General features: G+C 72.8%; 16 protein-coding genes and 1 pseudogene. 11 read left to right on the top strand and 6 right to left on the bottom strand.

The annotated features are described in order from the left end of the window. The first annotated feature begins 56 nt into the window (after nucleotides 1-56). Nucleotides 57-1,235 carry an adenylyltransferase/sulfurtransferase MoeZ gene (moeZ, locus tag ACLZOT_RS09690; RefSeq protein ID WP_416968374.1) on the top strand — a complete coding sequence of 393 codons (1,179 nt, stop codon included), beginning with the start codon at nucleotides 57-59 and terminating at the stop codon, nucleotides 1,233-1,235. Nucleotides 1,236-1,300: 65 nt separating this feature from the next. Here moeZ and ACLZOT_RS09695 read toward each other — a convergent pair whose 3' ends face one another. The 3 genes from ACLZOT_RS09695 to ACLZOT_RS09705 all read right to left on the bottom strand — a co-directional run bounded on the left by ACLZOT_RS09695 (nucleotide 1,301) and on the right by ACLZOT_RS09705 (nucleotide 7,390). Beyond that, nucleotides 1,301-2,830 (bottom strand): alpha/beta hydrolase, encoded by a 1,530-nt coding sequence (locus tag ACLZOT_RS09695; RefSeq protein ID WP_416968375.1) that lies wholly within the window; start codon nucleotides 2,828-2,830, stop codon nucleotides 1,301-1,303. Nucleotides 2,831-2,944: 114 nt separating this feature from the next. Next, a complete protein-coding gene (locus ACLZOT_RS09700; RefSeq protein ID WP_416968376.1) occupies nucleotides 2,945-4,489 on the bottom strand; it encodes an alpha/beta hydrolase in 1,545 nt (514 codons plus the stop codon). A 156-nt stretch (nucleotides 4,490-4,645) separates the two neighbouring features. Then, the gene (locus tag ACLZOT_RS09705; RefSeq protein WP_416968377.1) at nucleotides 4,646-7,390 is read right to left on the bottom strand and encodes a lysylphosphatidylglycerol synthase domain-containing protein; all 2,745 of its coding nucleotides are present in this window, start codon (nucleotides 7,388-7,390) and stop codon (nucleotides 4,646-4,648) included. Nucleotides 7,391-7,575: 185 nt separating this feature from the next. Between ACLZOT_RS09705 and ACLZOT_RS09710 the strand changes: the two genes are divergently transcribed. From ACLZOT_RS09710 to nudC, 5 genes are all read left to right on the top strand, one after another. After that, nucleotides 7,576-7,962 (top strand): MGMT family protein, encoded by a 387-nt coding sequence (locus ACLZOT_RS09710; protein WP_416968378.1) that lies wholly within the window; start codon nucleotides 7,576-7,578, stop codon nucleotides 7,960-7,962. A 257-nt stretch (nucleotides 7,963-8,219) separates the two neighbouring features. After that, nucleotides 8,220-11,552 carry an ATP-dependent helicase gene (locus tag ACLZOT_RS09715; protein ID WP_416968379.1) on the top strand — a complete coding sequence of 1,111 codons (3,333 nt, stop codon included), beginning with the start codon at nucleotides 8,220-8,222 and terminating at the stop codon, nucleotides 11,550-11,552. Between the two features lie 226 nt (nucleotides 11,553-11,778). Further along, nucleotides 11,779-15,228: a UvrD-helicase domain-containing protein gene (locus ACLZOT_RS09720; RefSeq protein ID WP_416968380.1), complete on the top strand. Its 3,450-nt coding sequence runs from the start codon at nucleotides 11,779-11,781 to the stop codon at nucleotides 15,226-15,228. A gap of 10 nt (nucleotides 15,229-15,238) precedes the next feature. Beyond that, a complete protein-coding gene (locus tag ACLZOT_RS09725) occupies nucleotides 15,239-16,660 on the top strand; it encodes a dipeptidase (protein WP_416968381.1) in 1,422 nt (473 codons plus the stop codon). A 72-nt stretch (nucleotides 16,661-16,732) separates the two neighbouring features. After that, nucleotides 16,733-17,677 carry an NAD(+) diphosphatase gene (nudC, locus tag ACLZOT_RS09730; RefSeq protein WP_319733918.1) on the top strand — a complete coding sequence of 315 codons (945 nt, stop codon included), beginning with the start codon at nucleotides 16,733-16,735 and terminating at the stop codon, nucleotides 17,675-17,677. 62 nt (nucleotides 17,678-17,739) lie between these two features. Here nudC and ACLZOT_RS09735 read toward each other — a convergent pair whose 3' ends face one another. After that, the gene (locus ACLZOT_RS09735) at nucleotides 17,740-17,982 is read right to left on the bottom strand and encodes a mycoredoxin (RefSeq protein ID WP_416968382.1); all 243 of its coding nucleotides are present in this window, start codon (nucleotides 17,980-17,982) and stop codon (nucleotides 17,740-17,742) included. A 183-nt stretch (nucleotides 17,983-18,165) separates the two neighbouring features. Between ACLZOT_RS09735 and ACLZOT_RS09740 the strand changes: the two genes are divergently transcribed. From ACLZOT_RS09740 to ACLZOT_RS09755, 4 genes are all read left to right on the top strand, one after another. Beyond that, nucleotides 18,166-20,382: an ATP-dependent DNA helicase UvrD2 gene (locus ACLZOT_RS09740; RefSeq protein ID WP_416968383.1), complete on the top strand. Its 2,217-nt coding sequence runs from the start codon at nucleotides 18,166-18,168 to the stop codon at nucleotides 20,380-20,382. A gap of 139 nt (nucleotides 20,383-20,521) precedes the next feature. Then, entirely contained in the window at nucleotides 20,522-20,866 is a 345-nt protein-coding gene (locus ACLZOT_RS09745) for a hypothetical protein (RefSeq protein WP_416968384.1), read from the top strand. Nucleotides 20,867-21,027: 161 nt separating this feature from the next. Next, entirely contained in the window at nucleotides 21,028-21,396 is a 369-nt protein-coding gene (locus tag ACLZOT_RS09750) for a WhiB family transcriptional regulator (protein ID WP_055723829.1), read from the top strand. Beyond that, nucleotides 21,393-21,716, top strand: a complete 324-nt coding sequence (locus tag ACLZOT_RS09755; RefSeq protein ID WP_416968385.1) for a hypothetical protein — start codon at nucleotides 21,393-21,395, stop codon at nucleotides 21,714-21,716. The genes ACLZOT_RS09750 and ACLZOT_RS09755 overlap by 4 nt, the downstream gene beginning before the upstream one ends. A gap of 75 nt (nucleotides 21,717-21,791) precedes the next feature. On the opposite strand, the gene ACLZOT_RS09760 is transcribed toward ACLZOT_RS09755, so the two are convergent. Then, nucleotides 21,792-23,135, bottom strand: coding sequence for an ABC1 kinase family protein (locus ACLZOT_RS09760; RefSeq protein ID WP_416968386.1), 1,344 nt, complete (start codon nucleotides 23,133-23,135; stop codon nucleotides 21,792-21,794). After that, nucleotides 23,128-24,391: pseudogene (locus ACLZOT_RS09765) on the bottom strand (ThiF family adenylyltransferase). Before ACLZOT_RS09765 ends, ACLZOT_RS09760 begins: the two are co-directional and overlap by 8 nt. A 228-nt stretch (nucleotides 24,392-24,619) precedes the next feature. Here ACLZOT_RS09765 and ACLZOT_RS09770 point away from each other — a divergent pair. Next, nucleotides 24,620-25,213, top strand: a complete 594-nt coding sequence (locus tag ACLZOT_RS09770; protein ID WP_416968387.1) for a M48 family metallopeptidase — start codon at nucleotides 24,620-24,622, stop codon at nucleotides 25,211-25,213. Nucleotides 25,214-25,296 lie beyond the last annotated feature (83 nt).

Genomic DNA, 25,296 nt, shown 5'->3' on the forward strand with positions numbered 1-25,296 from the left:
CGTGGCAGTGTTGCAGAGAGAACAACTGTAGTGATTGACCGACCAACGGAGTCCCCGTGTCGCTGCCACCCCTGGTCGAGCCGGCCGCCGAGCTCACCGTAGACGAGGTCCGCAGGTACTCCCGCCACCTGATCATCCCCGACGTGGGGATGGCCGGGCAGAAGCGGCTGAAGAACGCGAAGGTGCTCTGTGTCGGCGCCGGCGGCCTGGGCTCGCCGGCGCTGATGTACCTGGCCGCGGCGGGTGTCGGCACGCTGGGCATCGTCGAGTTCGACGAGGTCGACGAGTCCAACCTCCAGCGGCAGATCATCCACAGCCAGGCCGACATCGGCCGCTCCAAGGCGGAGTCCGCGCGCGACTCGGTTCTCGGCATCAACCCGTACGTGAACGTGATCCTCCACGAGGAACGGCTCGAAGCCGAGAACGTGATGGACATCTTCAGCCAGTACGACCTGATCGTCGACGGCACCGACAACTTCGCGACCCGCTACCTGGTCAACGACGCGTGCGTGCTGCTCAACAAGCCGTACGTATGGGGCTCCATCTACCGCTTCGACGGCCAGGCGTCGGTCTTCTGGTCCGAGTACGGCCCCTGCTACCGCTGCCTGTACCCGGAGCCCCCGCCGCCGGGCATGGTCCCCTCCTGCGCCGAGGGCGGCGTCCTGGGCGTGCTGTGCGCGTCCATCGGCTCCATCCAGGTCACCGAGGCCATCAAGGTCCTCACCGGCACCGGTGAGCCCCTCGTCGGCCGTCTGATGATCTACGACGCCCTGGAGATGCAGTACCGCCAGGTCAAGGTCCGCAAGGACCCGAACTGCGCGGTGTGCGGCGAGAACCCGACGGTCACCGAACTCATCGACTACGAGGCGTTCTGCGGCGTCGTCTCCGAGGAGGCCCAGGAGGCCGCCCTCGGCTCGACGATCACCGCGAAGCAGCTCAAGCAGTGGATCGACGAGGGCGAGAACATCGAGATCATCGACGTCCGCGAGCAGAACGAGTACGAGATCGTCTCCATCCCGGGCGCCAAACTGATCCCGAAGAACGAGTTCCTGCTCGGCACCGCCCTGGAGTCGCTGCCCCAGGACAAGAAGATCGTCTTGCACTGCAAGACGGGTGTCCGCAGTGCGGAAGTCCTCGCCGTCCTGAAGTCGGCCGGCTTCTCCGACGCCGTCCATGTCGGCGGCGGCGTCATCGGCTGGGTCAACCAGATCGAACCGCACAAGCCGGTCTACTGAGACCGCTCCCGCTCCCGGACGGCGGGGGCCTCGCCCACCACGCGTGGGGGAGGCCCCCGCCGCGGTCATGAGCAGACCTTTCCGTCCCCCGGCACCGTCCCGTCGATCAGGTAGGCGTCCACCGTCGAGTCGACGCAGTCGCTGCCGCTGCCGTACGCGCCGTGTCCCTCGCCCTTCCAGGTGAGCAGCACCCCGACCTTCTCGCCCAGTTCGTCGGCCATCCTGCGGGCGCCCTCGTACGGTGTCGCCGGGTCGCCGGTGTTGCCGACCAGCAGGATCGGGGCCGCGCCCGGGGCGCTCACCTCCGGGGTCTCGTACTGGCCCGGCACCGGCCAGTCGTGGCACCAGCCCGTGCTGTCCCAGGCGAGGAAGGGGCCGAACACGGGGGAGATCTTCTCGAACTCCGGGAGGATCCCGCGCGTCTCGTCGAGCGTCGGACGCTGCTTGTCGTCCAGGCACGAGATGACCCGCTGGGAGTGGGTCGCCGTGTTGTAGCGCCCCGAGGCGTCGCGCTCGTTGTAGGCGTCCGCGAGCGCCAGCAGGCCCGAGCCGTCGCCGTCCTCGGCCTCCTTGAGCGCGCTGGTCAGGCTCGGCCAGGAGGACTCGGAGTACAGCGGGGTGACGATGCCGGTGATCGCCAGGACCTGTGTGAGCTCGCGGTCGGACGACGTCGCCAGCGGGTTCGCGTCCAGTCTCTCCAGCAGGGCCGCGATCTTCCGGGTGCCCGCCTTCGGGTCCTGGCCGGTCGACTTCAGGTAGTTGTCCAGCGCCCGCTGGAAGCCCTGAGCCTGGTTGCGGGCGTGGCCCACCGCGTCGGCGGTCGGGTCGACCACCGCGTCCAGGACCAGCCGGCCCGCGTTCTTCGGGAACAGGTGCGCGTAGACGCCGCCGAGTTCGGTGCCGTAGGAGGTGCCGAAGTAGTACAGCTTCCTGTCGCCCAGGACCTGGCGCATCAGGTCCATGTCGCGCGCCGTGTCGGTCGTCGACACGTGGGACAGCAGTTCGCCCGCCGCTTTCTCGCAGCCCTGGCCGAAGCTGTCGGCGTCCTGGAAGAACGCCCGCTCCTCGGCGGGCGTGTCCGGAGTGGCGTCCACGCTCTCGGCGGCGGCGATCTCCTTGTCGCTGCGGCAGCGCACGCCCTCGCTGCGGCCGACTCCGCGCGGGTCGAAGGTCACCAGGTCGTAGCGCTCGCGCAGCGTCGTGTAGCCCGGGGCGAACGAGGGCAGGGTGTCGATGCCCGAGCCGCCCGGACCACCGAAGTTGAACAGCAGCGAGCCGATCCGCTCGCTCGCCGATCCGCTCGACCTCGTCCGCAGCAGCGCGACGTCGATCGTGCGTCCCGCCGGCTTCGACCAGTCGAGCGGCGCCTTCAGCGTCGCGCACTGCCATGCGTCGTCCAGCGCCGAATCTCCCGTGCAGCGCCGCCAGTCGAGCTTCTGTCCGGTCAGTGATACGGGCAGTCCGGACGCCGCGGGAGCGTCCGAGGCCGGTGTCTTCCCGCCGTCGTCCGCCTTCTCCTTCGATCCGCTGCCGCACCCGGCCAGCACCAGCGCCGCGACCGCCCCCAGCGCGGCCCACCGTACGAATCGCGCCATCGCGCACCCCCGCCCTCGTGCCGTCCGCTCCGTGCGTCGAACGGCTGTGCAGTCATCGTAGGCGGAGCGAGCGATGGCTGTGAGAGCCTGTGGATAACCCTGTGACCAGCAGCTTCAGCGGGGACAGACGGTTCCCGCCGCCGGGACCTTGCCGTCCAGCAGGTAGCCGTCCACCGCCGCCCGCACACACTTGTCCTTGCTGTCGTACGCGCCGTGTCCCTGCCCCTTGTACGTCAGCTCGACGCCGACGCCCTTGCCCAGCGCCTCCACCATCCGGCGGGCACCCTCGTACGGCGTCGCCGGGTCGCCGGTGTTGCCGACGACGAGGATCGGGGCCGCGCCGGGCGCGCTCACGTCGGGATGGTCGGCGGCTCCGGGGACGGCCCAGTCGGTGCAGCTGACCATGCCCCAGGCGAGGAAGTCGCCGAAGACGGGGGAGGCGGCCCGGAACTCGGGGAGCCGGCGCTCGACGTCCGCCAGGGTGTAACGGGGTTTGTCGTCGGCGCAGTCGATGGCGGTGTTCGCGGCGGACATGTTGCTGTACTCGCCGTTCGGGCTGCGGCCGTTCATCAGGTCCGACAGCAGCATCAGGACCTTGCCGTCACCGTCGTACGCCTGCTCCAGGCCCTCGGTGAGGTACTCCCAGAAGTCCTTCGAGTACAGCGCCTGGGCGATGCCGTTGGTGGCGGCGGTCTGCGTGAGCACGCGCGGGAAATTGCCCGGCAGCGGCTTGGCGTCGAGGCTCTTGAGGAGCCCCGCGATGCGGTCCTTCACCTCCTGCGCGGTGTTCCCGACGGGGCAGTCCTCCGTCTGGGAGACGCAGTTCCGCGCGTAGTTGTCGAGCGCCAGTTGGAAGCCCTTCGCCTGGCCCAGGGAGCCCTGTTCGGAGGTCTGCGTGGGATCGACCACCGCGTCCAGGACCGCGCGGCCCACGTTCTTCGGGAACAGGTGCGCGTAGACGCCGCCCAGTTCGGTGCCGTACGAGATGCCGAAGTAGTGCAGTTTCCCGTCGCCCAGGACCTGCCGCATGAGGTCCATGTCCCGGGCCGCGTCGGTGGTCCGTACGTACGGGAGCATCTTCGGGGAGTTCTTCTCGCAGGCGGCGTTGAACTCCTTGGTGGTGGCCAGGAGTTGCGTGCGCTCGGCGGCGTCGTCGGGTGTCATGTCCTGCTGGAAGTAGGCGTCGAGCTGCTGGTCGCTCTCGCACTTCACGCCGGCGCTGCGGCCGACCCCGCGCGGGTCGAAGCTCACCAGGTCGTACCGGGTGCGCAGCTTGGCGTAGTCCGCGCCGAACGACGGCAGGGTGGTCACGCCCGAGCCGCCGGGACCGCCGAAGTTGAACACCAGCGAACCGATCCTGTCGTCCGCGTCCCCACTGGCCCGCGCGCGGATCAACGCGATCCCGATCGTGTCCCCGTCCGGCTCGGCCCAGTCCCGGGGCGCCCGCATCGTCGCGCACTGCCACGTCCCGCCGTTCGGCAGCGGAGACGGCGCGTTCCCTCCGCCCTCCGCCTGCGAGGGCGCCGGACAGTCCTTCCAGCTCAGTTTCTGCCCCGCCGAACCCTCATCCCCCGCCCCGCTTCCGCAGGCCGCCATCAGGGACGACAGCAGCACCAGACCGGAGATCATCGCGACGGAACGTTTCGCCATGATCCCCATCCTGGCGCCGCACACTCCCGCGCGCGCGGGACGGGAGCCGTACGAGGGACCGGGGCACCCGCGCGTGAGGCTCGTGTGCCCCGCTGCCTCGCCCGCCCGCGCGTGCCCGCCGTGGCCGTACCGACGGCACAGAGCAGCCCGTACCGCCCCGTAGAGCTACAGCGCGCCCTTGCGGGACAGGTGGTTGAAGGCGATCCAGCCGGGGAGGACCGGGAGCCAGAGGGTCAGGAGGCGGAAGAGGAGGACCGCGGGGGCGGCTACCTCTTTGGGGAGGCCCACGGCGATCAGGCCGACCGTCAAGGTGGCCTCCACCGCGCCGACGCCGCCCGGGGTGGGCGCGGCGGAGCCGAGCGCGTTGCCGGCGAGGAAGACGACCGCGACGCTGGCGAGGCTGATCGACGTCGACTCGTCGCCGAACGCGCGGATCGAGGCGTCCAGGCACATCACGAAGCAGGCGGTGAGCAGGAGCATGCCGCCGATGCCGGTGATCAGCTTCTGCGGGCGCTGGAGGATGTCCAGCATGCGCGGCACGACACCCGCGAACAGCGACCTCACGCGCGTGGCGACGAACTTCCGCAGGAACGGCACCGAGGTCACGACGAGGACGAGCACCGCGACCGTCAGCAGCCCGGCGATGACCGTCCGGGACGGTGTCAGCGACGGCGTCTTCTCGATGCCAGTCAGGTAGCCGAAGGACAGCAGCATCACGATGTGGCAGCCGAGCCCGAAGAGCTGCGAGGCGCCCACGCTGGCCACCGCGAGCCCCGGCCGCACCCCCTGCCGCTGCAGGAACCGCGTGTTGAGGGCGACCCCGCCGACCGCGGCCGGCGCGACGATCTTCACGAAGGACCCGGCGACCTGCGCGGCGACCGTGCGCGGGAACGGCACCCGCTCCGGCACGAACCCGAGCAGGCTCATCGCCGCGGCGACGTAGCTGAGCGCGGAGAACGCCACGGCGGCGGCCACCCAGCCCCACTCGGCGTTGGAGATCAGCGGCCCGAACTCGATGTGGGTGAGCTGGGTCAGCAGGAAGTACGCGCCCAGGGCGCCCGCCATGAAGCTCAGCAGCGTGCGCGGGCGCACTCGCTCCAGGCGGGCCGGTTCAACCGGCGCCTGCGGGCGGATGAGCAGCACCTCGTGCCGGATCTGGGTGAGGAGGTCGTCCTCGCGGGCCCCCTCCAGCGCCTCGTCCAGGGCCCGTTTCTCGGCCCGTGCCTCGGCCTTCAGCGTCTTTTTGGCGGCTTTCCCGGACGAGACCGCCTCCGGCTCCTCCGCGGCCTCGGAACGGGCCTGCTTGGCCTGTCTGGACGCCTCCAGGACCGCGTCCCGCTCGCGCTGCGCCCGCTCCCGGGCCAGCCGGCGCAGCGTCGCGCGGGTGGAGCGCGTCAACGCGATCGGCTGGAGCATCGGCAGACAGTCGGCGACCGCGTCCGGACCGAGCACGCTCACCGCCGAGGCCACCGCCCGCTCCGCGCCCACGCGCAGCCCCAGGGTCGTCACCAGTTGGGCGACGTCCATGAGCAGCAGCAGGGAACTCGCCGCGATCTCGCCGCCGCGCAGATCCGTGAGGATCACCGTGCCGGAACGATCCACCAGGATCGCGTCCCCCGCCAGCCTGCGGTGCGCGATACGCCGCGACTGGAGCGCGCGTACCTGGTGCCACGCGTTGTGCAGCACCTCGTCGGTGATGTCCGCGTCCGCCAGCGAGTCCAGCGTGCGCCCGCCGGTGTGCTCGTAGACCAGCATCACGGCGTCCGGACCCAGCTCGGACATCGCGATCAGCTTGGGCGCGTTGGCGCCCGCCGCGATCGCCGCGTACGCGAGCAGCGCCTCCTGCTCCAGCGCCTGCCGCAGCGACTGGAGGCTGGAGCGGGTCGCGAAGCCGCGCAGTGCCAGATTGCGCCACGCGCGGTAGAAGAACCCCTGCGCCTGCTGCTCCCGGTCGACGACCGTGACGTCCAGCGGGGCACCGTCCTCCAGGGTGACGAAGTAGCGCCGTCCCCGGTCGCTGTCACCGGACTCCGACGCCTCCACGCGCGCGGCGCTGACCGGACGGAAACCGACCGTCCTGAGGCCCGCCATCAGCGTGCGCCCGGTGGGGCGGACGTTCGGCGAGCCGACCGCGTACAGCGTGCCGTAGGCGACGCTCCAGCCGATCAGCACCGTGAGGATGATCGAGAAGGGGGTCGTGTAGCCGGTGACGAGCATCGACAGCGCGTCGAGCAGCAGCACGATCCACAGCACCGCGCGCCAGCGCGGGCGGCGTGACATGCCCACAGCCGACATGTAGGCGATGACCGGTGCCAGATAGCCGTGCACCGGGTCGGTGAGGGCGTGGATGTCGCCGGGGGAGGGCTGGGTGAGCGCCTCCCGGATGGAGTCCGGCGCCGCCTTCGCGACCCACAGGTCCGTGGCGAGCGTCACCCCGTGCGCGAGGACGGCCGCCAGGACGCCGTCGGCGATCCGCAGCCCGTCGCGCTTGATCAGCCGCTCGATCGCGAACGCCACCGGCACCAGGAGGATCGCGATGCTGGACGCCAGCCCCGCGATCTTGATCAGCAGGTCGGGCGCCTGACCGGTGCCCTTGTTGATGTCCTGCTCCAGGCCGGAGGTCGTGCCGTGCGCGAACGCGGCGATCGCCAGGAGCACCACGACCGCGAGGACGCCCGCCAGGAGCCGCATGAGGTCGGAGGGGCGGTGCACGCGCGCGGGGAGCAGCGGTTCGTCGCCCTCCACCTCGTCCACGTGTGCCACGTCTGTGTACTCCTCGGGCCCCTTGGTCCCCTCGGCCCCTTCGGGCTTTCTCGCGTTCCCGCGCGTGGGCGGTTCACCTGTGTCCGGGCGCGACGCGCCGTCAGAGGTGCCCTCCGCGTCCTCGGAATGCACACCCTGCTGCTTCATCGTCTCTTCTTGATCTCGTATCACCGGTCACCGCCCGCACGATGGTGGCATGCCCGACCGACATCCGGTGATGTCAGGGTGCGAACGCGGGGCGCACAGTCTGCCTGAAGCGCCCTTCGGGGGCGAGGGTCACACAGTGTCGCGGACCCGTCGCATTGTCGGCGCGGTGCGGCAGGATGGGACGGATGAGCGAGCAGAGCCTTCCCGACGACGCCCGCGCGGAGTACACGGACGCACTGCCCGAGTACGCCGAGCGGGTCCTCGACGTCACCGAGCTGATCCCGCCGGGCCGCGTCATGACGTACGGGGACGTCGCCGAGTGGCTCCAGGAGGGCGGCCCCCGCCAGGTGGGCCGGGTGATGGCCCTCTACGGCAGCGCCGTGCCGTGGTGGCGCGTCGTACGCGCGGACGGCGCACTGCTGCCTGGACACGAACTGCGGGCCCTGGACCACTACCGCGCCGAGGGCACCCCGCTGAAGGAGGCGAGCGCCGCCGCCCAAGGGCATCTCCCGCGCCTCGACATGAAACGGGCGCGCTGGGACGGCGGCGGCGTCACGGACGGTCCCGCCTGACGGCTTCCGCGGTCGCCCGAGCCCTCCGCGGACCCGTACGCCGTCCGGGTGAACCGGGGCACCTCCGGAACATGACGTACGTTCGAGGGGCAAGGGACGTGCGAGCCGTACGAGGCGCAAGGGACCGACCGGAAGACCCGCCTCCGGGCCGGCACCCGGCGTAGCGTCGGCCGCACCCGTCCCCCTCATCCCGAGACCACCGCCCGGCACGGACGGTCGGCGACGAACCAGCACACCCACCAGGACCGGCGAACCACGTGAGCACCTCTCCCTCCACCGGGCGCCTGCCGCACCCCCAGGTACGGCAGGGGACCCGTGGCGCCTACCGACTGGTGCGCACCCCTCCGGCCCGCGAGGCTCCCCCTCGTCTGGACGCCGCGCAGCGTGCCGTGGTTGACCACACCACCGGCCCCCTGCTGGTTCTCGCGGGCCCCGGCACCGGCAAGACCACCACCCTCGTCGAGTCCGTCGCCGCCCGCGTCGCCGGCGGCGGCGACCCCGCGCGGATCCTCGTCCTGACGTTCAGCCGCAAGGCCGCCGTCGAACTGCGCGACCGCATGGCCCTGCGCATGGGCGCCTCGCGCGCACCCCAGGCGACCACCTTCCACTCGTTCTGCTACGCCCTCGTACGCGCCCACCAGGACAGCGAACTCTTCGTGGAACCCCTGCGCCTGCTCTCCGGCCCCGAGCAGGACGTCACCGTCCGAGAACTGCTCGCCGGACAGCTCGACCTCCAGCGCCTCGGCCTCGCGCACGTGAGCTGGCCCGACGAACTGCGCGCCTGCCTCACCACGCGCGGGTTCGCCGACGAGGTCCGCGCCGTCCTCGCCCGCAGCCGCGAACTTGGCCTCGGCCCCGAGGCCCTGCGCGCCTTCGCCGACCGCATCGGCCGCCCCGACTGGCGTGCCGCCGCCGTCTTCCTCGCCGAGTACCTCGACGTCCTCGACCTCCAAGGCGTCCTCGACTACGCCGAACTCGTCCACCGCGCGGTGCTCCTCGCCCAGCGCCCCGACGCCGCCCGGCAGCTCGCCACGCGCTACGACGCCGTCTACGTCGACGAGTACCAGGACACCGACCCCGCCCAGGTACGCCTGCTGCGCGCGCTCGCCGGAGACGGCCGCACCCTCGTCGCCCTCGGCGACCCCGACCAGTCGATCTACGCCTTCCGGGGCGCCGACGTGAACGGCATCCTCGACTTCCCGCACACCTTCCCGCGCGCGGACGGCATCCCCGCCCCCGTCGAGGTCCTGCGCACCTCGCGCCGCTCCGCCGCGCACCTCCTGACCGCCACCCGCCTGCTCGCCCAGCGCATGCCCCTCACCCGCCTCCCCGCGGACAAGGCCCGCGCCCACCGCGCCCTCGCCCCCACGCGCGAGGGCGGCGGCGTCGAGGTGTACACGTACCCGACGACCGGCACCGAACTCGACAACATCGCCGACATCCTGCGCCGCGCCCACCTGGAGGACGGCGTCCCCTGGCGTGAGATGGCCGTCCTCGTGCGCGCGGGCACCCGCTCCGTACCCGCCCTGCGCCGAGCCCTCAGCACCGCGGGCGTCCCCCTGCACACCGACGGCGCCGACGTCCCGCTGCGCCACGAACCGGCGGTCGCCCCCCTGCTGACGGCCCTGCGCGCGGTCGCGACGGCGGAGGCCACGAGCCGCACGGACGACACAGGCGACGCGGGCGACGCGGACAGTACGGCCGACGAGCCCCCCGTCTGGCTCGACACCGAGACCGCCCTCACCCTCCTCGCCTCGCCCCTCGCCGCCATGGACGCCGCCGACGTCCGCCGCCTCGGGCGCGCGCTGCGCGACGAGGAGCGGGCGGGCGGCAACCCCCTGCCACCGCCCTCGGACGAACTCCTCGCGCGCGCGGTCGCCGAACCCGAACGGCTCGCCGTGCACGACCGCACGTACGCGCGCGGCGCACAAGACCTCGGAAAACTGCTCGCCCGGGCCCGCGCGCGCCTCGCGGACGGCGGTACCGCCGAGGAGGCGCTGTGGGAACTGTGGGCGCGTACCTCCTGGCCCGGCCGGCTCGCCAAGGCCGCCCTGCGCGGCGGCGCGGCGGGACGCAACGCCGACCGAGACCTCGACGCCGTGTGCGCGCTGTTCGCGACGGCCGCCCGCGCGGAGGCCCGCACCGGCGGCCGGGGTGCCCTGAACTTCCTGGAGGAACTGGAGGCCGAGGACATCGCGGCCGACACCCTCGCGCGACGCGCCGTACGGCCGGACGCGGTGCGCCTGATGACCGCGCACCGCGCCAAGGGCCTCCAGTGGCGCCTGGTCGTCGTCGCCGGCGTCCAGGAGGGGCTGTGGCCCGACCTGCGCCGGCGCGGCTCCCTGCTGGAGGCCGACCGCATCGGCCGCGACGGACTCGCCGAACCCCTCACCCCGGGCGCGCTGCTCGCCGAGGAACGCCGCCTGTTCTACGTCGCCGCCACCCGCGCGCGCGAGCGCCTCGTCGTCACCGCCGTGAAGGCACCCGCCGACGACGGCGACCAGCCCTCCCGCTTCCTCACCGAACTCGGCGTCGAACCCAAGGACGTCACCGGCCGCCCCCGCCGCCCCCTGTCGGTGCCCGCGCTCGTCGCCGAACTGCGCGCCACCACGGTCGACCCGCGCGCCTCCGACGCCCTCAGGGAGGCCGCCGCGCGCCGCCTCGCCCGCCTGGCCGCGCTCGCCGACGACGACGGCCGCCCGCTGGTCCCCGCCGCCCACCCGTACCGCTGGTGGGGCATGTGGGACCGCACCGAGAGCAAGGTCCCGCTGCGCGACCGCGACCAGCCCGTCGTCCTGTCCGGCAGCGCTCTCGACCAGCTCGCCAACACGTGCGCGCTCCAGTGGTTCCTGGGCCGCGAGGTGAAGGCCGACGCGCCCGCGACCGCCGCCCAGGGGTTCGGCAACGTCGTCCACGTCCTCGCCGACGAGGTCGCCTCCGGCCGCACCCCCGCCGACCTCGACGTCCTCATGGAGCGCCTCGACTCCGTGTGGAACGCGCTCGCCTTCGACGCGCCCTGGAAGTCCGACCAGGAGAAGCACAACGCGCGCGCGGCGCTCGAACGCTTCCTGAAGTGGCACGTGCTCGACCGCGCGGGCCGCACCCCCGTGGCGAGTGAGCACGACTTCGACGTCACCCTCGAAGCCGGCGAGTACGAGGTGCGCATCCGCGGCCAGATGGACCGCGTCGAGACCGACACCGACGGGCGCGCGTACGTCGTCGACTTCAAGACCGGCAAACAGGCGCCCACCGCCGCCGAGGTCGCCCGCCACCCCCAGCTCGCCGTCTACCAGCTCGCCGTGCGCGAGGGCGCCGTTGACGAGGTCTTCGACGGCGTACGGCCCGAGGCGGGCGGCGCGGAACTCGTCCAGCTCCGCCAGGGCGCCGCCCAGCGCGACGGCGGCGACACCCTGCCCAAGGTGCAGGCCCAGGAGCCGCTGTCCGGCGAGTGGGTCGGCGACCTGCTGGCCACGGCCGCCGGCAAGGTTCTCGACGAACGCTTCACCCCCGACGCCGGCCAGCACTGCACGCACTGCGCGTTCCGGGCGTCGTGCAGCGCACGGCCGGAGGGGCGGCACGTGGTGGAGTGAGGGCGGACGGAGGCGGCGGGCGGGCGCATGACAACCCGGTCGCCCGGGCGCTGACGCCGAGCCGCCCTGGACACCGCTGCCGAGCCCCGCCGGGCGCCGAACGCCCGGCCGCATCGGTCGCAGCCACCCCCTGTGACCGACCCCACCACCCCTCCCACCTGCACATCTCCCGCCCCACCCGCCGATTTGTCCCCCGTTGTCAGTGCCGCCCACTAGCCTTCCTCGCATGTCCTCCCGCATCACCGACCCCGAGCAGCTCAAAGAGCTCCTCGGCATCCCCTTCACCCCGGAGCAGACGGCCTGCATCACGGCGCCGCCCGCCCCGCAGGTGATCGTGGCCGGAGCGGGGTCGGGCAAGACGACCGTGATGGCCGCGCGCGTGGTGTGGCTGGTCGGCACCGGCCAGGTCGCCCCCGAGCAGGTCCTCGGCTTGACATTCACCAACAAGGCGGCCGGAGAACTCGCCGAACGCGTCCGCAAGGCGCTGGTCAAAGCAGGCGTCACCGACCCGGACCCGGTCGACCCGGACGACCCCCCGGGCGAGCCGGTCATCTCCACCTACCACTCCTTCGCCGGCCGCCTGCTCACCGACCACGGCCTGCGCCTCGGCCTGGAGCCGACGTCCCGCCTCCTCGCCGACGCGACCCGCTTCCAGCTCGCCGCGCGCGTCCTGCGCGAGGCCCCGGGCCCCTACCCGGCGCTCACCCGCTCCTTCGCCGACCTGACCGCCGACCTCCTCGCGCTCGACGCCGAACTCGCCGAACACCTGGTGGACCCCGACGACCTGCGCGCGTGGGACGCCGACCTGCTGACGGCCCTGGAGCGCGCCAAACTCAGCAACGCCGACCTGCGCAAGGTCCCCGAGACGGCCACCGCCCGCCGCGACCTGACCGGACTGGTCCGCCGCTACCGCACCGCCAAACGCGACCGCGACCTCCTCGACTTCGGCGACCAGATCGCCTTCTCCGCGCGCCTCGCCGGCATCCCCGAGGTCGGCCGGATCCTGCGCGAGGAGTTCAAGGTGGTCCTCCTGGACGAGTACCAGGACACCTCCGTCGCCCAGCGCATCCTGCTCGCGGGCCTCTTCGGCGGCGGCACCGGCCACCCCGTCACCGCCGTCGGAGACCCCTGCCAGGCCATCTACGGCTGGCGCGGCGCCTCCGTCGCCAACCTGGACGACTTCCCCGAGCACTTCGCGCACGCCGACGGCCGCCCCGCCACCCGCCAGGCCCTCAGTGAGAACCGCCGCAGCGGCGGACGCCTCCTCGACCTCGCCAACGGCCTCGCGGAACCCCTGCGCGCGATGCACGCGGGCGTGGAGGCCCTGCGCCCGGCCCCCGGCGCCGAACGCGACGGCACGGTCCGCTGCGCCCTCCTGCGCACCCACGCCGAGGAGATCGACTGGATCGCCGACTCCATCGCCCACCTCGTGAACACCGGCAGGGCGCCCGGCGAGATCGCCGTCCTGTGCCGCACGGCGACCGACTTCGCCGAGATCCAGGGCGCCCTGGTCGCGCGGGACGTCCCCGTCGAGGTCGTCGGCCTCTCCGGGCTGCTGCACCTCCCCGAGGTCGCCGACCTCGTCGCCGTCTGCGAGGTCCTCCAGGACCCCGGCGCCAACGCCTCCCTGGTCCGCCTCCTCACCGGCCCCCGCTGGCGCATCGGCGCCCGCGACCTCGCCCTCCTGGGCCGCCGCGCCCGACGGCTCGTCACCCACGCGGGCGCGGACGACGACGGCGACCCCGACCGGCGCCTCGCCGCCGCCGTCGAGGGCACCGACCCGGCCGAGGTGATATCGCTCGCGGACGCCCTGGACACGTTCCTGGACGGCGCCGGGGACGACGACGGCCTGCCGTTCTCGCCGGACGCGCGCGTGCGCTTCGCCTACCTCGCCACCGAACTGCGCGACCTGCGCCGCTCCCTGTCCGACCCGCTGATGGACGTCCTGCACCGCGTCCTCGCCGTCACTGGCCTGGAGGTCGAACTCTCGGCGTCCCCGCACGCGCTGGCCGCCCGCCGCCGCGAGACCCTGTCGAACTTCCTCGACGTCGCCGCCTCCTTCACCGCCCACGACGGACAGGCCACCCTCCTCGCCTTCCTCGCCTTCCTGCGCACCGCCGCCCAGTACGAGAAGGGCCTCGACAACGCCCTCCCCGGCGGCGAGAACACCGTCAAGGTGCTCACCGCCCACAAGTCCAAGGGCCTGGAGTGGGACGTCGTCGCCGTCCCCGGGCTCGTCGACGGCACCTTCCCCAGCGCCAAGGGCCGCGAGAAGTGGACCGCCCAGGCAAAGGTCCTCCCGCACGCCCTGCGCGGCGACGCCGACACCCTCCCCGACGTCGTGAGCTGGGACGCCAAGGGCATGAAGGCGTTCCACGAGGACATGAAGGACCACCAGCACACCGAGGAACTCCGCCTCGGCTACGTCACCTTCACGCGCCCGCGCAGCCTCCTGCTCGGCTCCGGCCACTGGTGGGGCCCCACCCAGAAGAAACCCCGCGGCCCCTCCGGCTTCCTCACCGCCCTGTACGACCACTGCGCCGCCGGCCACGGCGAGATCGACGTGTGGGCCGACGCCCCCGAGGACGGCGAGGAGAACCCCACCCTCCAGGACACCACCGCCGACCACGCCTGGCCGCTCCCCCTCGACGACACCGCCCTGCGCCGCCGCCGAGCCGCCGCTGACACGGTCCTCACCCACCTCGACACCCCCACCGCCGTCCACACCCCCCACGCCCACGAGGACCCCGACTGGCCCCCGCCCCCGGACGACGACGACCCCTACGACCCCCGGTACGACGAAACGGGCCCGTACGACGAGACGATCCCGTACGACGAAACGCCGCCGTACGACGATACGGACCCGTACGACGACCCCCCGCGCGCCCCCGCCCACCCCACCGTCCCTCACCAGGCCACCCCCCTCACCCCGGAGGACGCCCGCACCATCGCCTCCTGGGACCGCGACCTCGACGCCCTCACCGGCGAACTCCTGCGCGCCCGCCGGACCGTCACCGACGTCCCCCTCCCGGCCGTCCTCACCGCCTCCCAGGTCATGCGCCTCGCCGAGGACCCCGACGGCCTCGCGCAGGAATTGGCCCGCCCCATGCCCCAGCCGCCGAAACCCGCCGCGCGCAGGGGCACGCGCTTCCACGCCTGGGTGGAGGCCCGCTGGGAGGCGCTCACCCTGCCCCTCCTGGAGCCCGAGGACCTGCCCGGCACCGAGGACGCGGAGATCGACGACGAAGGCGACCTGGAGGCACTGAAGGAGGCGTTCGAGCACACCGACTACGCCCGCCGCACGCCCCACCGCGTGGAGGCCCCCTTCCAGCTCTCCCTGGCGGGCCGCGTCGTACGGGGCCGTATCGACGCCGTCTACAAGGAGGGCGACGGCGCGACGGCGACGTACGAGATCGTCGACTGGAAGACCCACCGGGAGCGGACCGCCGACCCCTTGCAGCTCGCGCTGTACCGGCTCGCGTGGGCCGAGCAGGAGGGCGTGCCCGTGGAATCCGTCACAGCGGCGTTCCTCTACGTGAGGACCGGAGACGTCGTCCGGCCCCCGGAGCTGCCCGGAAGGACCGCTCTGGAGCGGATTCTGCGGGGTGCGCGGGGTCCCGGGGAGCAGCCGGCGGGGGTCCGGGCGCCCGGCGACGATGTCGGTGCGGCCGGATAGGCTCGTGGACATGAGCCAGCCCATTGACAGCGCCGTCAGTGATGTCAGCGCCGTCCGCGCGTACATCGAGGAGCACCGGGCCGCCTTCCTCGGCGACCTCGCCGAGTGGCTGCGCATCCCCTCGGTCTCCGCCCAGCCGGAGCACGCCCCCGACGTCCGCCGCAGCGCCGACTGGCTCGCCGCGAAACTCACCGAGACCGGCTTCCCCGTCGTCGAGGTCTGGCCCACCCCCGGCGCCCCCGCCGTCTACGCGGAGTGGCCCGCGAGCGACCCCGAGGCCCCCACAGTCCTCGTCTACGGCCATCACGACGTGCAGCCGGCGGCCCGCGAGGACGGCTGGGACACCGACCCCTTCGACCCCGTCGTCCGCGACAACCGCCTCTACGCGCGCGGGGCCGCCGACGACAAGGGACAGGTCTTCTTCCACACCCTCGGTGTGCGCGCCCACCTTGCCACCACCGGCCGCACCGCCCCCGCCGTCCACCTGAAGCTGCTGATCGAGGGCGAGGAGGAGTCCAGCTCCCCGAACTTCCGCGCCCTCGTCGAGGCCAACGCCGACCGGCTCGCCGCCGACGCCGTGATCGTCTCCGACACCGGCATGTGGTCCGAGGACACGCCCACCGTCTGCACCGGCATGCGCGGCCTCACCGACTGCGAGATCCGCCTGTACGGCCCCGACCAGGACATCCACTCCGGCTCCTTCGGCGGCGCCGTCCCCAACCCGGCCACCGAGGTCGCCCGCCTCGTCGCCGCCCTGCACGACGAGCACGCGCGCGTGGCGGTCCCCGGCTTCTACGACGGCGTCGTCGACCTCACCGACCAGGAGCGCGCCCTCTTCGCCGAACTGCCCTTCGACGAGGGGCGCTGGCTGCGCACCGCCCACTCCCACGCCGCCCGGGGAGAGGCCGGCTACTCCACCCTGGAGCGCGTCTGGGCGCGGCCCACCGCCGAGGTCAACGGCATCGGCGGCGGCTACCAGGGCGCCGGCAGCAAGACGATCGTCCCCGCCTCCGCGTTCGTGAAGCTGTCGTTCCGGCTCGTCGCGGGACAGGACCCCGACGCCGTCGAGAAGGCCGTCCGCGCGTGGGTGGCCCAGCAGGTGCCCGCCGGGATCCGCTGCGAGATCGACTTCAGCCCCGCCACCCGCCCGTGCCTGACCCCGCTCGACCACCCCGCCCTCCAGGCCGTCGTCCGCGCCATGGGCCGCGCCTTCGGGCAACCCGTCCGCTTCACGCGTGAGGGCGGCTCCGGGCCCGCCGCCGACCTTCAGGAGGTCCTCGGCGCCCCCGTGCTGTTCCTGGGCATCTCCGTCCCCTCCGACGGCTGGCACGCGCCGAACGAGAAGGTCGAACTCGACCTGCTCCTCAAAGGCGTCGAGACCACCGCCCACCTGTGGGACGACCTCGCGCGCACCTGGCGCCATGCGCCCTGACCGACACCCGCACCCGCCCCTGCCGTACGTCCCGCCGAACCAACCGCCGCCCCGGGGGAGTTGGAAGTACCCGTGACCACCTGGACCGACCCGAACGCCGACCGGCCCGTGTCGCTCACCGCACCCAGCGGCATCGACCGCGCCGCCCACCACCGGCTCGACGAGGCGTGGCTCGCCGCGGCGTGGAGCCACCCCACCACCCGCTGTTTCGTGGTCTCCGGCGGCCAGGTCCTCATCGACGAGACGCCCGACGGCCGGACCGAACTCGTCATGACGCCCTCCTTCGAGGCGCCGCTCACCGAGGCGCACCGCTACTTCCTGGGCACCGACGAGGACGGCGTCAGCTACTTCGCCCTCCAGAAGGACGCCCTCCCCGGCCGCATCGACCAGTCCGCGCGCCCCGCGGGCCTGCGCGAGGCGGGCCTGCTGCTGTCCGCGCGCGACGTCGGCCTGATGGTCCACGCGGTCGGCCTGGAGAACTGGCAGCGCACCCACCGCTTCTGCTCCCGCTGCGGCGAACGCACCGTCATCGCCGCCGCGGGCCACATCCGCCGCTGCCCGGCCTGTGGCGCGGAGCACTACCCGCGCACCGACCCGGCCGTCATCATGGCCGTCACGGACGACGAGGACCGCCTCCTGCTCGGCCGCCAGGTCCACTGGCCCGAAGGGCGCTTCTCGACGCTCGCCGGGTTCGTCGAGCCCGGCGAGTCGATCGAGACGTCCGTGCGCCGCGAGGTCTTCGAGGAGGTCGGCGTCACCGTCGGCCGCGTCGAGTACGTCGCCAGCCAGCCCTGGCCCTTCCCGTCCAGCCTGATGCTCGGCTTCCTCGCGCACGCCACGTCCACCGACATCGACGTCGACGGCGACGAGATCCACGAGGCCCGCTGGTTCTCCCGCGACGAACTGGGCGCCGCCTTCGAGTCCGGCGAGGTCCTGCCGCCCTACGGCATCTCCATCGCGGCCCGCCTGATCGAACTCTGGTACGGCAAGCCCCTGCCGACCCGCAGCTTCATCTGAACGCGCGAAACCAAAAAGGGGCGGCCCCGTTCACCGGGACCGCCCCTCTCGCGCGTACGCGCCTACGCGCCGATCTTCTGCTTCACCTGCGCCAGCGACGGGTTCGTCAGTGTCGAGCCGTCCGGGAACAGCACCGTCGGGACCGTCTGGTTGCCGCCGTTCGCCTTCTCGACGAAAGCCGCGGAGTCGGGGTCCTGCTCGATGTTGACCTCGGTGTACGCGATGCCCTCGCGGTCCATCTGGCTCTTCAGCCGGCGGCAGTAGCCGCACCACGTGGTGCTGTACATCGTCACAGTGCCCGGCATGTCTTCGCGCTCCTTCGGCGGGTCGGGGGAGGTGTGCTCGCAGGAGAGGAAACGTACGGGAATCCCCCGCCATTCCCGCCCCCGGGTCACCCGGACGTGACGCCCGCCGCACCGGTACGACAATCGGGTCACGCCTGTGGATAACTTTCTCGCCCGTCCCGACGGACCTGGCAGCATGGCGGTGTGACAGCAGCAACGCACTCCCCTCTCTTCCCGCAGGCACCGGACTCTGCCGACGCGGTGCTCGAAGGGCTCGACCCCGAGCAGCGCGAGGTGGCGACCACCCTGCGCGGCCCGGTGTGCGTGCTGGCCGGCGCCGGCACGGGCAAGACCAGGGCGATCACCCACCGCATCGCCTACGGGGTCCGCGCCGGCATCCTCCAGCCCTCCAGCGTCCTCGCCGTCACGTTCACCAACCGCGCGGCCGGCGAGATGCGCGGCCGGCTGCGCCAGCTCGGCGCCCAGGGCGTCCAGGCGCGGACGTTCCACTCCGCCGCCCTGCGCCAGCTCCAGTACTTCTGGCCGAAGGCGATCGGCGGCGCCCTGCCCCGCCTCGTCGACCGCAAGTTCCAGCTCGTCGCCGACGCCGCCGCCGCCTGCGGACTGCGCCTGGACCGCGGCGAACTGCGGGACGCGACAGCCGAGATCGAGTGGTCCAAGGTCACCCAGACCGTCCCCGCCGACTACGCGCCGGCCGTCGCCAAGGCGGGCCGCGACGCCCCCCGCGACCCCGCGGAACTGGCCCAGCTCTACGCCGCCTACGAGAACCTCAAGCGCGAGCGCGGCGTCATCGACTTCGAGGACGTCCTGCTGCTGACCGTCGCCGTCCTCCAGGACCGCCGCGACATCGCCGACCAGGTCCGCGCCCAGTACCAGCACTTCGTGGTCGACGAGTACCAGGACGTCAGCCCCCTGCAGCAGCGCCTCCTGGAGCTGTGGCTCGGCGACCGCGACGACCTGTGCGTGGTCGGCGACGCCAGCCAGACCATCTACTCCTTCACCGGCGCCACCCCCGACCACCTCCTCGACTTCCGCACCCGCCACCCCGGCGCGACCGTCGTCAAACTGGTCCGCGACTACCGCTCCACCCCCCAGGTCGTCCATCTCGCCAACGGCCTCCTCGCCCAGGCGAGCGGCCGGGCCGCCGACCACCGGCTGGAACTCGTCTCCCAGCGCACGCCCGGCCCCGAACCGGCCTACACCGAGTACGCGGACGAACCCGACGAGGCCGAGGGCGCCGCCCGCCGCATCCGCGAACTGCTCGCGGCCGGCGTCCCCGCCGCCGAGATCGCGATCCTCTTCCGCACCAACGCCCAGTCCGAGACCTACGAACAGGCCCTCGCCGACACCGGTGTCCCCTACCAGCTGCGCGGCGCCGAGCGGTTCTTCGACCGGCCCGAGGTCCGCAAGGCGACCGCCTCCCTGCGCGCAGCCGCCCGCTTCGGGGGCAACGACTCCGCGCTGGACGACGCCGTGGACCTGCCCTCGCAGGTGCGTGCCGTCCTCTCCGGCGAGGGATGGACGACGACGCCCCCGGCGGGCTCCGGGGCCGTCAGAGAGCGCTGGGAGTCCCTCGCCGCCCTCGTCCACCTCGCCCGCGACTTCACCGCCGCCAAGCCGGACGCCACGCTCGCCGACCTGATCGCCGAACTCGACGAGCGGATGAACGCCCAGCACGCCCCGACCGTCCAGGGCGTCACCCTCGCCTCCCTGCACTCCGCCAAGGGCCTGGAGTGGGACGTCGTCTTCCTGGTCGGCGTCGCCGAGGGCATGATGCCGATCACCTACGCCCGCACCGACGAGCAGATCGAGGAGGAACGGCGGCTGCTGTACGTCGGCGTGACCCGCGCGCGCGAACGGCTCCACGTCTCCTGGGCCCTCGCCCGCTCACCCGGCGGCAGGCCCAGCCGCCGCCCCTCCCGCTTCCTCGACGGCCTGCGCCCCGGCTCCGGCAGCGCGGCGGGCCGCACCGCCGCCCCGGGCGCCACCGGAGGCGTCGAGCGCGGCACCGCCGGAGCCGCGGCGGGCAAGGCGGACACCCCCGGCGCGTCCCCCCGGCGCCGGCGCACTCCGGCGCGCTGCCGGATCTGCGGGCGCACATTGACCGACGGCGGCGAGCTGAAACTCCTGCGGTGCGACGACTGCCCCTCCGACATGGACGAGGGCCTCTACGAGAGGCTGCGCGCCTGGCGAGAGGTCCAGGCCAAGCACACCGGACAGCCCGCTTTCTGCGTCTTCACCGACAAGACGCTGGTCGCCATCGCCGAGACCGCCCCCGAGGAACCGGGCGACCTCGCGCGCATCCCCGGCGTCGGTCAGCGCAAGCTCAACCGGTACGGCACCGATGTGCTGGCCATCTGCGCAGGTCAGGACCGTGCGCAGGAGGAAGGGGAGGACTGATGCGAAGTCGTCGAAAAAATAGTTTGCGCATGCCCCGGCAATCCCCATAGGTTCTTACACACCGGAACGGCGGCCTTCTCGAAGAGCCCTGATCCGTGTTGTACTTGCATATCCGTCGGGTCGGGTTCATCCCCGGTCCATGAGACGCCGAGAGGAGGCGATTCCAGTGATCATCAACAAGACCCGCTTCATCAGCACCGTCAAACTGACCGATCCCTCGGTCGTCTCCGTGTGCATCCTCGGCGCCTCGAACCCGGGCACCGGTCTGTCCGGCCTCCGCGCCGGTCGGCCCGAGTCCCTCTCCGTCGCCCCCGCGAGTGTTCCCACCCGCGACGAGCGACCGATGAAGGCACTGGAAGCAGTAGAGGCAAAGGCACTGGCCTATGTCTTTACGGCAGCCGGTGCCGGAAACCCGAAGCAGACGACGCAGCACCACCAGATGTGGGCCTTCCGCGGGCCAGATCCCTGGAGTGATCCAGCCTGATCGACGATCAGGCCGGCGCCTTCAGGGCCGCGGAACCCCATCCGGGATCCGCGGCCCTTCTGTTTGTCCCCGCACCGGGGACAGACAGCCGAAGGAGCCTCGGGACGACAAGCCGACACCGGCCCAACAGGGCCGGTCCGACAGACGAGGAAGACGAAACCGTGCAACTCGAAGCGCACGAAACGTCCGTACCGCCTTCCGAAACGATCCCCCCGCCCGGTCTCCAGGAGGACCCCGCCTTGACTCCCCTCACCGCGCTCACCGCGCTCGACGACGCCATCGAGAACCTCGGCGTACCCGTCCCCTGCCGCTCCTACGACCCGGAGGTCTTCTTCGCCGAGTCGCCCGCGGACGTCGAGTACGCGAAGTCCCTGTGCCGTACCTGCCCGCTGGTCGAGGCGTGCCTCGCCGGTGCGAAGGAGCGGCGCGAGCCCTGGGGCGTCTGGGGTGGCGAACTGTTCGTGCAGGGCGTCGTCGTCGCCCGCAAGCGGCCGCGTGGCCGCCCGCGCAAGAACCCGGTCTCGGCATGAACATCACCGGAACCATCGACCGTCCCCTCACGCACGACCCCCAGAAGCAGGCCCCGATGAAGCCGTCCGCCAGTGAGCCCGTGGGCTCCGCGAACACAGACGTCACCACCAGCGGCGCGAACGACTCGCGTCAGAACAGGACCCGAGAGATGCAACTCATCCCAGAAGCCTTGGCTCGTGCGCATATGCACGAGCGCATGCGGGAGGCCGAGCAGGAGCGCCAGGCGATCCGCCTGGTCGCCGCCCGGCGGATGCAGCGCCGTGCCGAGCGTGCCTCGCGGCGCGCTCGCCGGGCGCTCGCCATGGCCGTCATGCAGTAAGGCGTACGCACCGTACGACTGAGGTTGTCCGTGGGGCCGGTCCGGATTCGGGCCGGCCCCTTGTGGTGCCCCGGGCTAGGGCAGGACGGTCGGATCCGGCTCGGCGGTGAAGCCCGGCAGCCACTCCTCCAGCTCCGCGCGCAGCCGGACCGTCGCGTTCAGCTGGCACAGGACGCCGATCGTGCTGAGCGTGACGCGGTGGATGAGGAGGTACGACGGAGGGAGGTTGAGCTGCTTGCCCAACTGGTGCGCGGGGGAGCGCGGATCGGCGATACGAGCCGCCTGCGTACGGATCCAGGAGCGGGTGAACGTGAACTCCTCGGCCTGGACCGGCTCGATGATCGGGAGCAGGTAGTCGAGGACCGCGCCGGGGTCCAGGTCGATGGACTCCTTGACGAAGCCCTCCGCGCGCAGCTGCTCGTGGACCGCGCCCGCGTCGCCCGCCAGGGTCATCCGCAGCGCCTCGCCTATCGGCGCCGGCAGACCCCCCGGCAGCCGGTCGACCGTACCGAAGTCCAGGACGCCCAGCCGCCAGCCGTCACCGTCGGGGACCAGCCGGAAGTTGCCGGGATGCGGATCGGCGTGCAGCAGGCCCGTGCGCGCGGGCCCCGAGAAGAAGAACCGGGCGAGAAGCTGCCCGGCCCGGTCACGCTGCTCCCGCGTCCCCTCCCCGATTACCTCGGACAGCGGCACACCCTCGATCCACTCGGTGACCAGGACCTGATCGGACTGGTGGACCACGGCCGGTACGACGATGTCGGCGTCGTCCGCGAACTCCTGCGCGTGCGCGCGCTGGGCCGCCGCCTCCAGGGCGTAGTCCAGCTCCTCCGAGACCCGGTCGCGCAACTCGGTGATCAGCGGCTTGACGTCCATCCCCGGGACCAGCGGGCCGAGCAGCCGGGCGAAGCGGCCCAGCTGGTTCAGGTCGGAGAGCAGGGCCTCGCCCGCGCCCGGGTACTGGACCTTCACCGCGACCTCGCGGCCGTCCCGCCACACCGCGCGGTGGACCTGGCCGATCGACGCGGCGGCGGCCGGCCTGTCGTCGAACTCCAGGAACAGGTCCTGCCAGTTCGCGCCGAGCCGCTCCGCGAGCACCGCGTGCACCGTACGGGTCGGCATCGGCGGGGCCGCCTCCTGGAGCTTCGTCAGCGCCGCGCGGTAGGGGCCCGCCACGTCCTCCGGGAGCGCCGACTCGAAGACCGACAGGGCCTGCCCGAACTTCATCGCGCCGCCCTTCAGCTCGCCGAGGACCTTGAAGAGCTGCTCCGCCGTACGCTGCTGAAGCTCGCGGCCGACGAGCTCCGCGGACTCGCCCACGATCCGCTTGCCCAGGCCCCAGGTGGCCCGGCCGGCGATGCCGAGCGGGAGCGCGGCGAGCTTGGCGGTGCGGGTGACCGCCTTGCGGGGAAGATCAGACATGCGCCCTCCAAGTACCCACCGGCCGCGCCGCGTTCGCCGGACGGAGTGACTCCATCGAATGCCGTTGCCCTGCCATTGTCTCGTGCGACCTCAAGTCCTCCACGGGGTCCTCCTCAACAGTCGGAGAAGGTTCGGCAAGAAGGACCGGACAGAGCCGCCGGAGGTTCCGCCCCCGCGCGCTCCCCGGCGTCCGCCGCCCCGCATCCGCACTCCGGATGGGCCGCGACCGTCCTCGCCCGCCACTGGAGCGCCGGGGTCGAGATCTCCCAGCGGGTGCTTCCCGGCGGCGCGGTCCGGCCGTCGAGGAAGGCCAGGGCGTGGCCCGCGGCGAGACCCGCGACCGTGGTGGCCAGGGCGAGGTCGCACGGCAGGGTGGGGCGGCGCCGGCCCGAACGCCACTGGGCGAGCAGGCGCAGCCAGGCCGGATCGGCGTCGCAGCGGGACCGCTGCAGGCACCCCGCGCAGGCCGTCTCGCCGGGGAGGACCAGGGGGCCGACCACGCCCGTCGCCTCCACCACCCCGGCGTACAGGTGCGGCGTGCCCGAGGCGATCAGCGGTTCGGCGGCGGCCGGGTCCGGGGCGTACACGGCGACGTCGTCGCGCGGGGCCAGGACCACCAGCGCGAACCCCGGCCCGGGACCGGGCTCGCGGGACGGCGGACGGTCGGGGGACGCCGTACGCACCGCGCGCCGGGCCGCCTCGCGGCGGGGCTCGCCGATCGCGCCCGCGGGCAGGCCGCCCGGCGCCACGTCACCCGGCTCCACCCGCCCCTCGTCGACCACGTCGACCGAGCCGACGCCCGCCGCCGACAGCAGGGCGGCCAGCGCCGCGCCGACCCGGCCCGCGCCCCGCACCTGCACGCGCGCCCGGCGCCGGGCCGCCAGCAGCCGCATCGGCTCGCCTGGCTCCGGGGCGATCAGCGACAGCGCGGCCAGGTCCGGGCCCAGCCGCTCCAGGACCGCGCCCCTGCGCCGCAGCGCGTCCGCGTCAGGACCGCCCCCGCGCGCGTCGTCCAGCAGCCCCGCTCCCGCGAGGTCCCGCACCAGCCCGTCCACATGCCCCTCCGGCAGGTCCCGCCTGCGCGCCTCCTCCCGCAGCAGCGGCAGCCCCCGCGTCCCGTCCAGCAGATCGAGGAACCCCTGCGTGGCGCTGTCCAGCGGCCCCAGCGTCAGCGCGTGCGCCGGCGTCATCCCGAACTGCACCGTGCTCAGATCACGCCACCCGCGCCGCAGCGCCGGTTTCACCCTCGGATGCACGGCCACCACCCCCGTCGTCGTTGCAGTCATGGCCTCACGGCCCCGGAACCCTCGCCTCGTCCGTCACCCTCAGCATGCCCACCCCCACGCGAACCCGCCGAAAGTTATCCACAGGTATCGCCATCAGTCGTACAAGTCGGCCGCTCGGAGCACCCGTACGCCACGGGAACGACACCGAACCGTCCCGGAGTCAAGACTTCTCCCGTGTGCAGCGGGTAACGTCGGGGCGTGTCCGCCGACCCACTGCACGCCGGAACATCACAGCGCAGCACGACGAGCCCGCCGCCGAGCGGCTCCGGGGCGAGTGCGATCGAGGTCCGCAGGAGCGCCCGGCGCCGCCGGACGGTCTCCGCGTACCGCGAGGGCGACCGCACCGTCGTGCTCATCCCTGCCCGGATGTCCGAGGCCGAGGAGAAGCGCTGGGTGACTGTCATGCTCGACAAGCTGGCCGCCCAGGAGAGCAAACGGGTCCCCGGCGACGCCGAGCTGGCCGACCGCGCGCAGCGGCTGTCCGCGCAGTACTTCGACGACCGTGCCCGGCCCAGCTCCGTGCGCTGGGTGACCAACCAGAACACCCGCTGGGGCTCGTGCACGCCCGCGGAGGGCAGCATCCGGCTGTCCCACCGGCTGAAGGGCATGCCGGAGTACGTCATCGACTACGTCCTCCTGCACGAGCTGGCGCATCTCCTCGTCCCCGGTCACGGCCCCGACTTCTGGCGGCTCCTTGAGGCGTACCCGCGCACCGAACGCGCGCGCGGGTACCTGGAGGGCGTCGTCTCCGCCGACCGGCTCCCGCACCTGCCGGGCGCGCGCGGGGAGTGAGGCGGCGCGCGTTGTGTACCGGGTTCGTACCGGCTTCGGGCGATGTCAGAGGCAGCGGTTAGCCTGGCCCGAACGAACTCGCA

This window comes from Streptomyces sp. 4F14 (genome assembly GCF_048159485.1).
In the GTDB taxonomy this organism is placed as follows: Bacteria; Actinomycetota; Actinomycetes; order Streptomycetales; family Streptomycetaceae; genus Streptomyces.

Excerpts from the sequence above, each read along its gene's own strand:
- ACLZOT_RS09695 (WP_416968375.1), bottom strand. The coding sequence starts at position 2,830 with ATGGCGCGATTCGTACGGTGGGCCGCGCTGGGGGCGGTCGCGGCGCTG.
- ACLZOT_RS09700 (WP_416968376.1), bottom strand. The coding sequence starts at position 4,489 with ATGGGGATCATGGCGAAACGTTCCGTCGCGATGATCTCCGGTCTGGTG.
- ACLZOT_RS09705 (WP_416968377.1), bottom strand. The coding sequence starts at position 7,390 with ATGAAGCAGCAGGGTGTGCATTCCGAGGACGCGGAGGGCACCTCTGAC.
- ACLZOT_RS09710 (WP_416968378.1), top strand. The coding sequence starts at position 7,576 with ATGAGCGAGCAGAGCCTTCCCGACGACGCCCGCGCGGAGTACACGGAC.
- ACLZOT_RS09720 (WP_416968380.1), top strand. The coding sequence starts at position 11,779 with ATGTCCTCCCGCATCACCGACCCCGAGCAGCTCAAAGAGCTCCTCGGC.
- ACLZOT_RS09725 (WP_416968381.1), top strand. The coding sequence starts at position 15,239 with ATGAGCCAGCCCATTGACAGCGCCGTCAGTGATGTCAGCGCCGTCCGC.
- ACLZOT_RS09735 (WP_416968382.1), bottom strand. The coding sequence starts at position 17,982 with ATGCCGGGCACTGTGACGATGTACAGCACCACGTGGTGCGGCTACTGC.
- ACLZOT_RS09745 (WP_416968384.1), top strand. The coding sequence starts at position 20,522 with ATGAGACGCCGAGAGGAGGCGATTCCAGTGATCATCAACAAGACCCGC.
- ACLZOT_RS09755 (WP_416968385.1), top strand. The coding sequence starts at position 21,393 with ATGAACATCACCGGAACCATCGACCGTCCCCTCACGCACGACCCCCAG.
- ACLZOT_RS09760 (WP_416968386.1), bottom strand. The coding sequence starts at position 23,135 with ATGTCTGATCTTCCCCGCAAGGCGGTCACCCGCACCGCCAAGCTCGCC.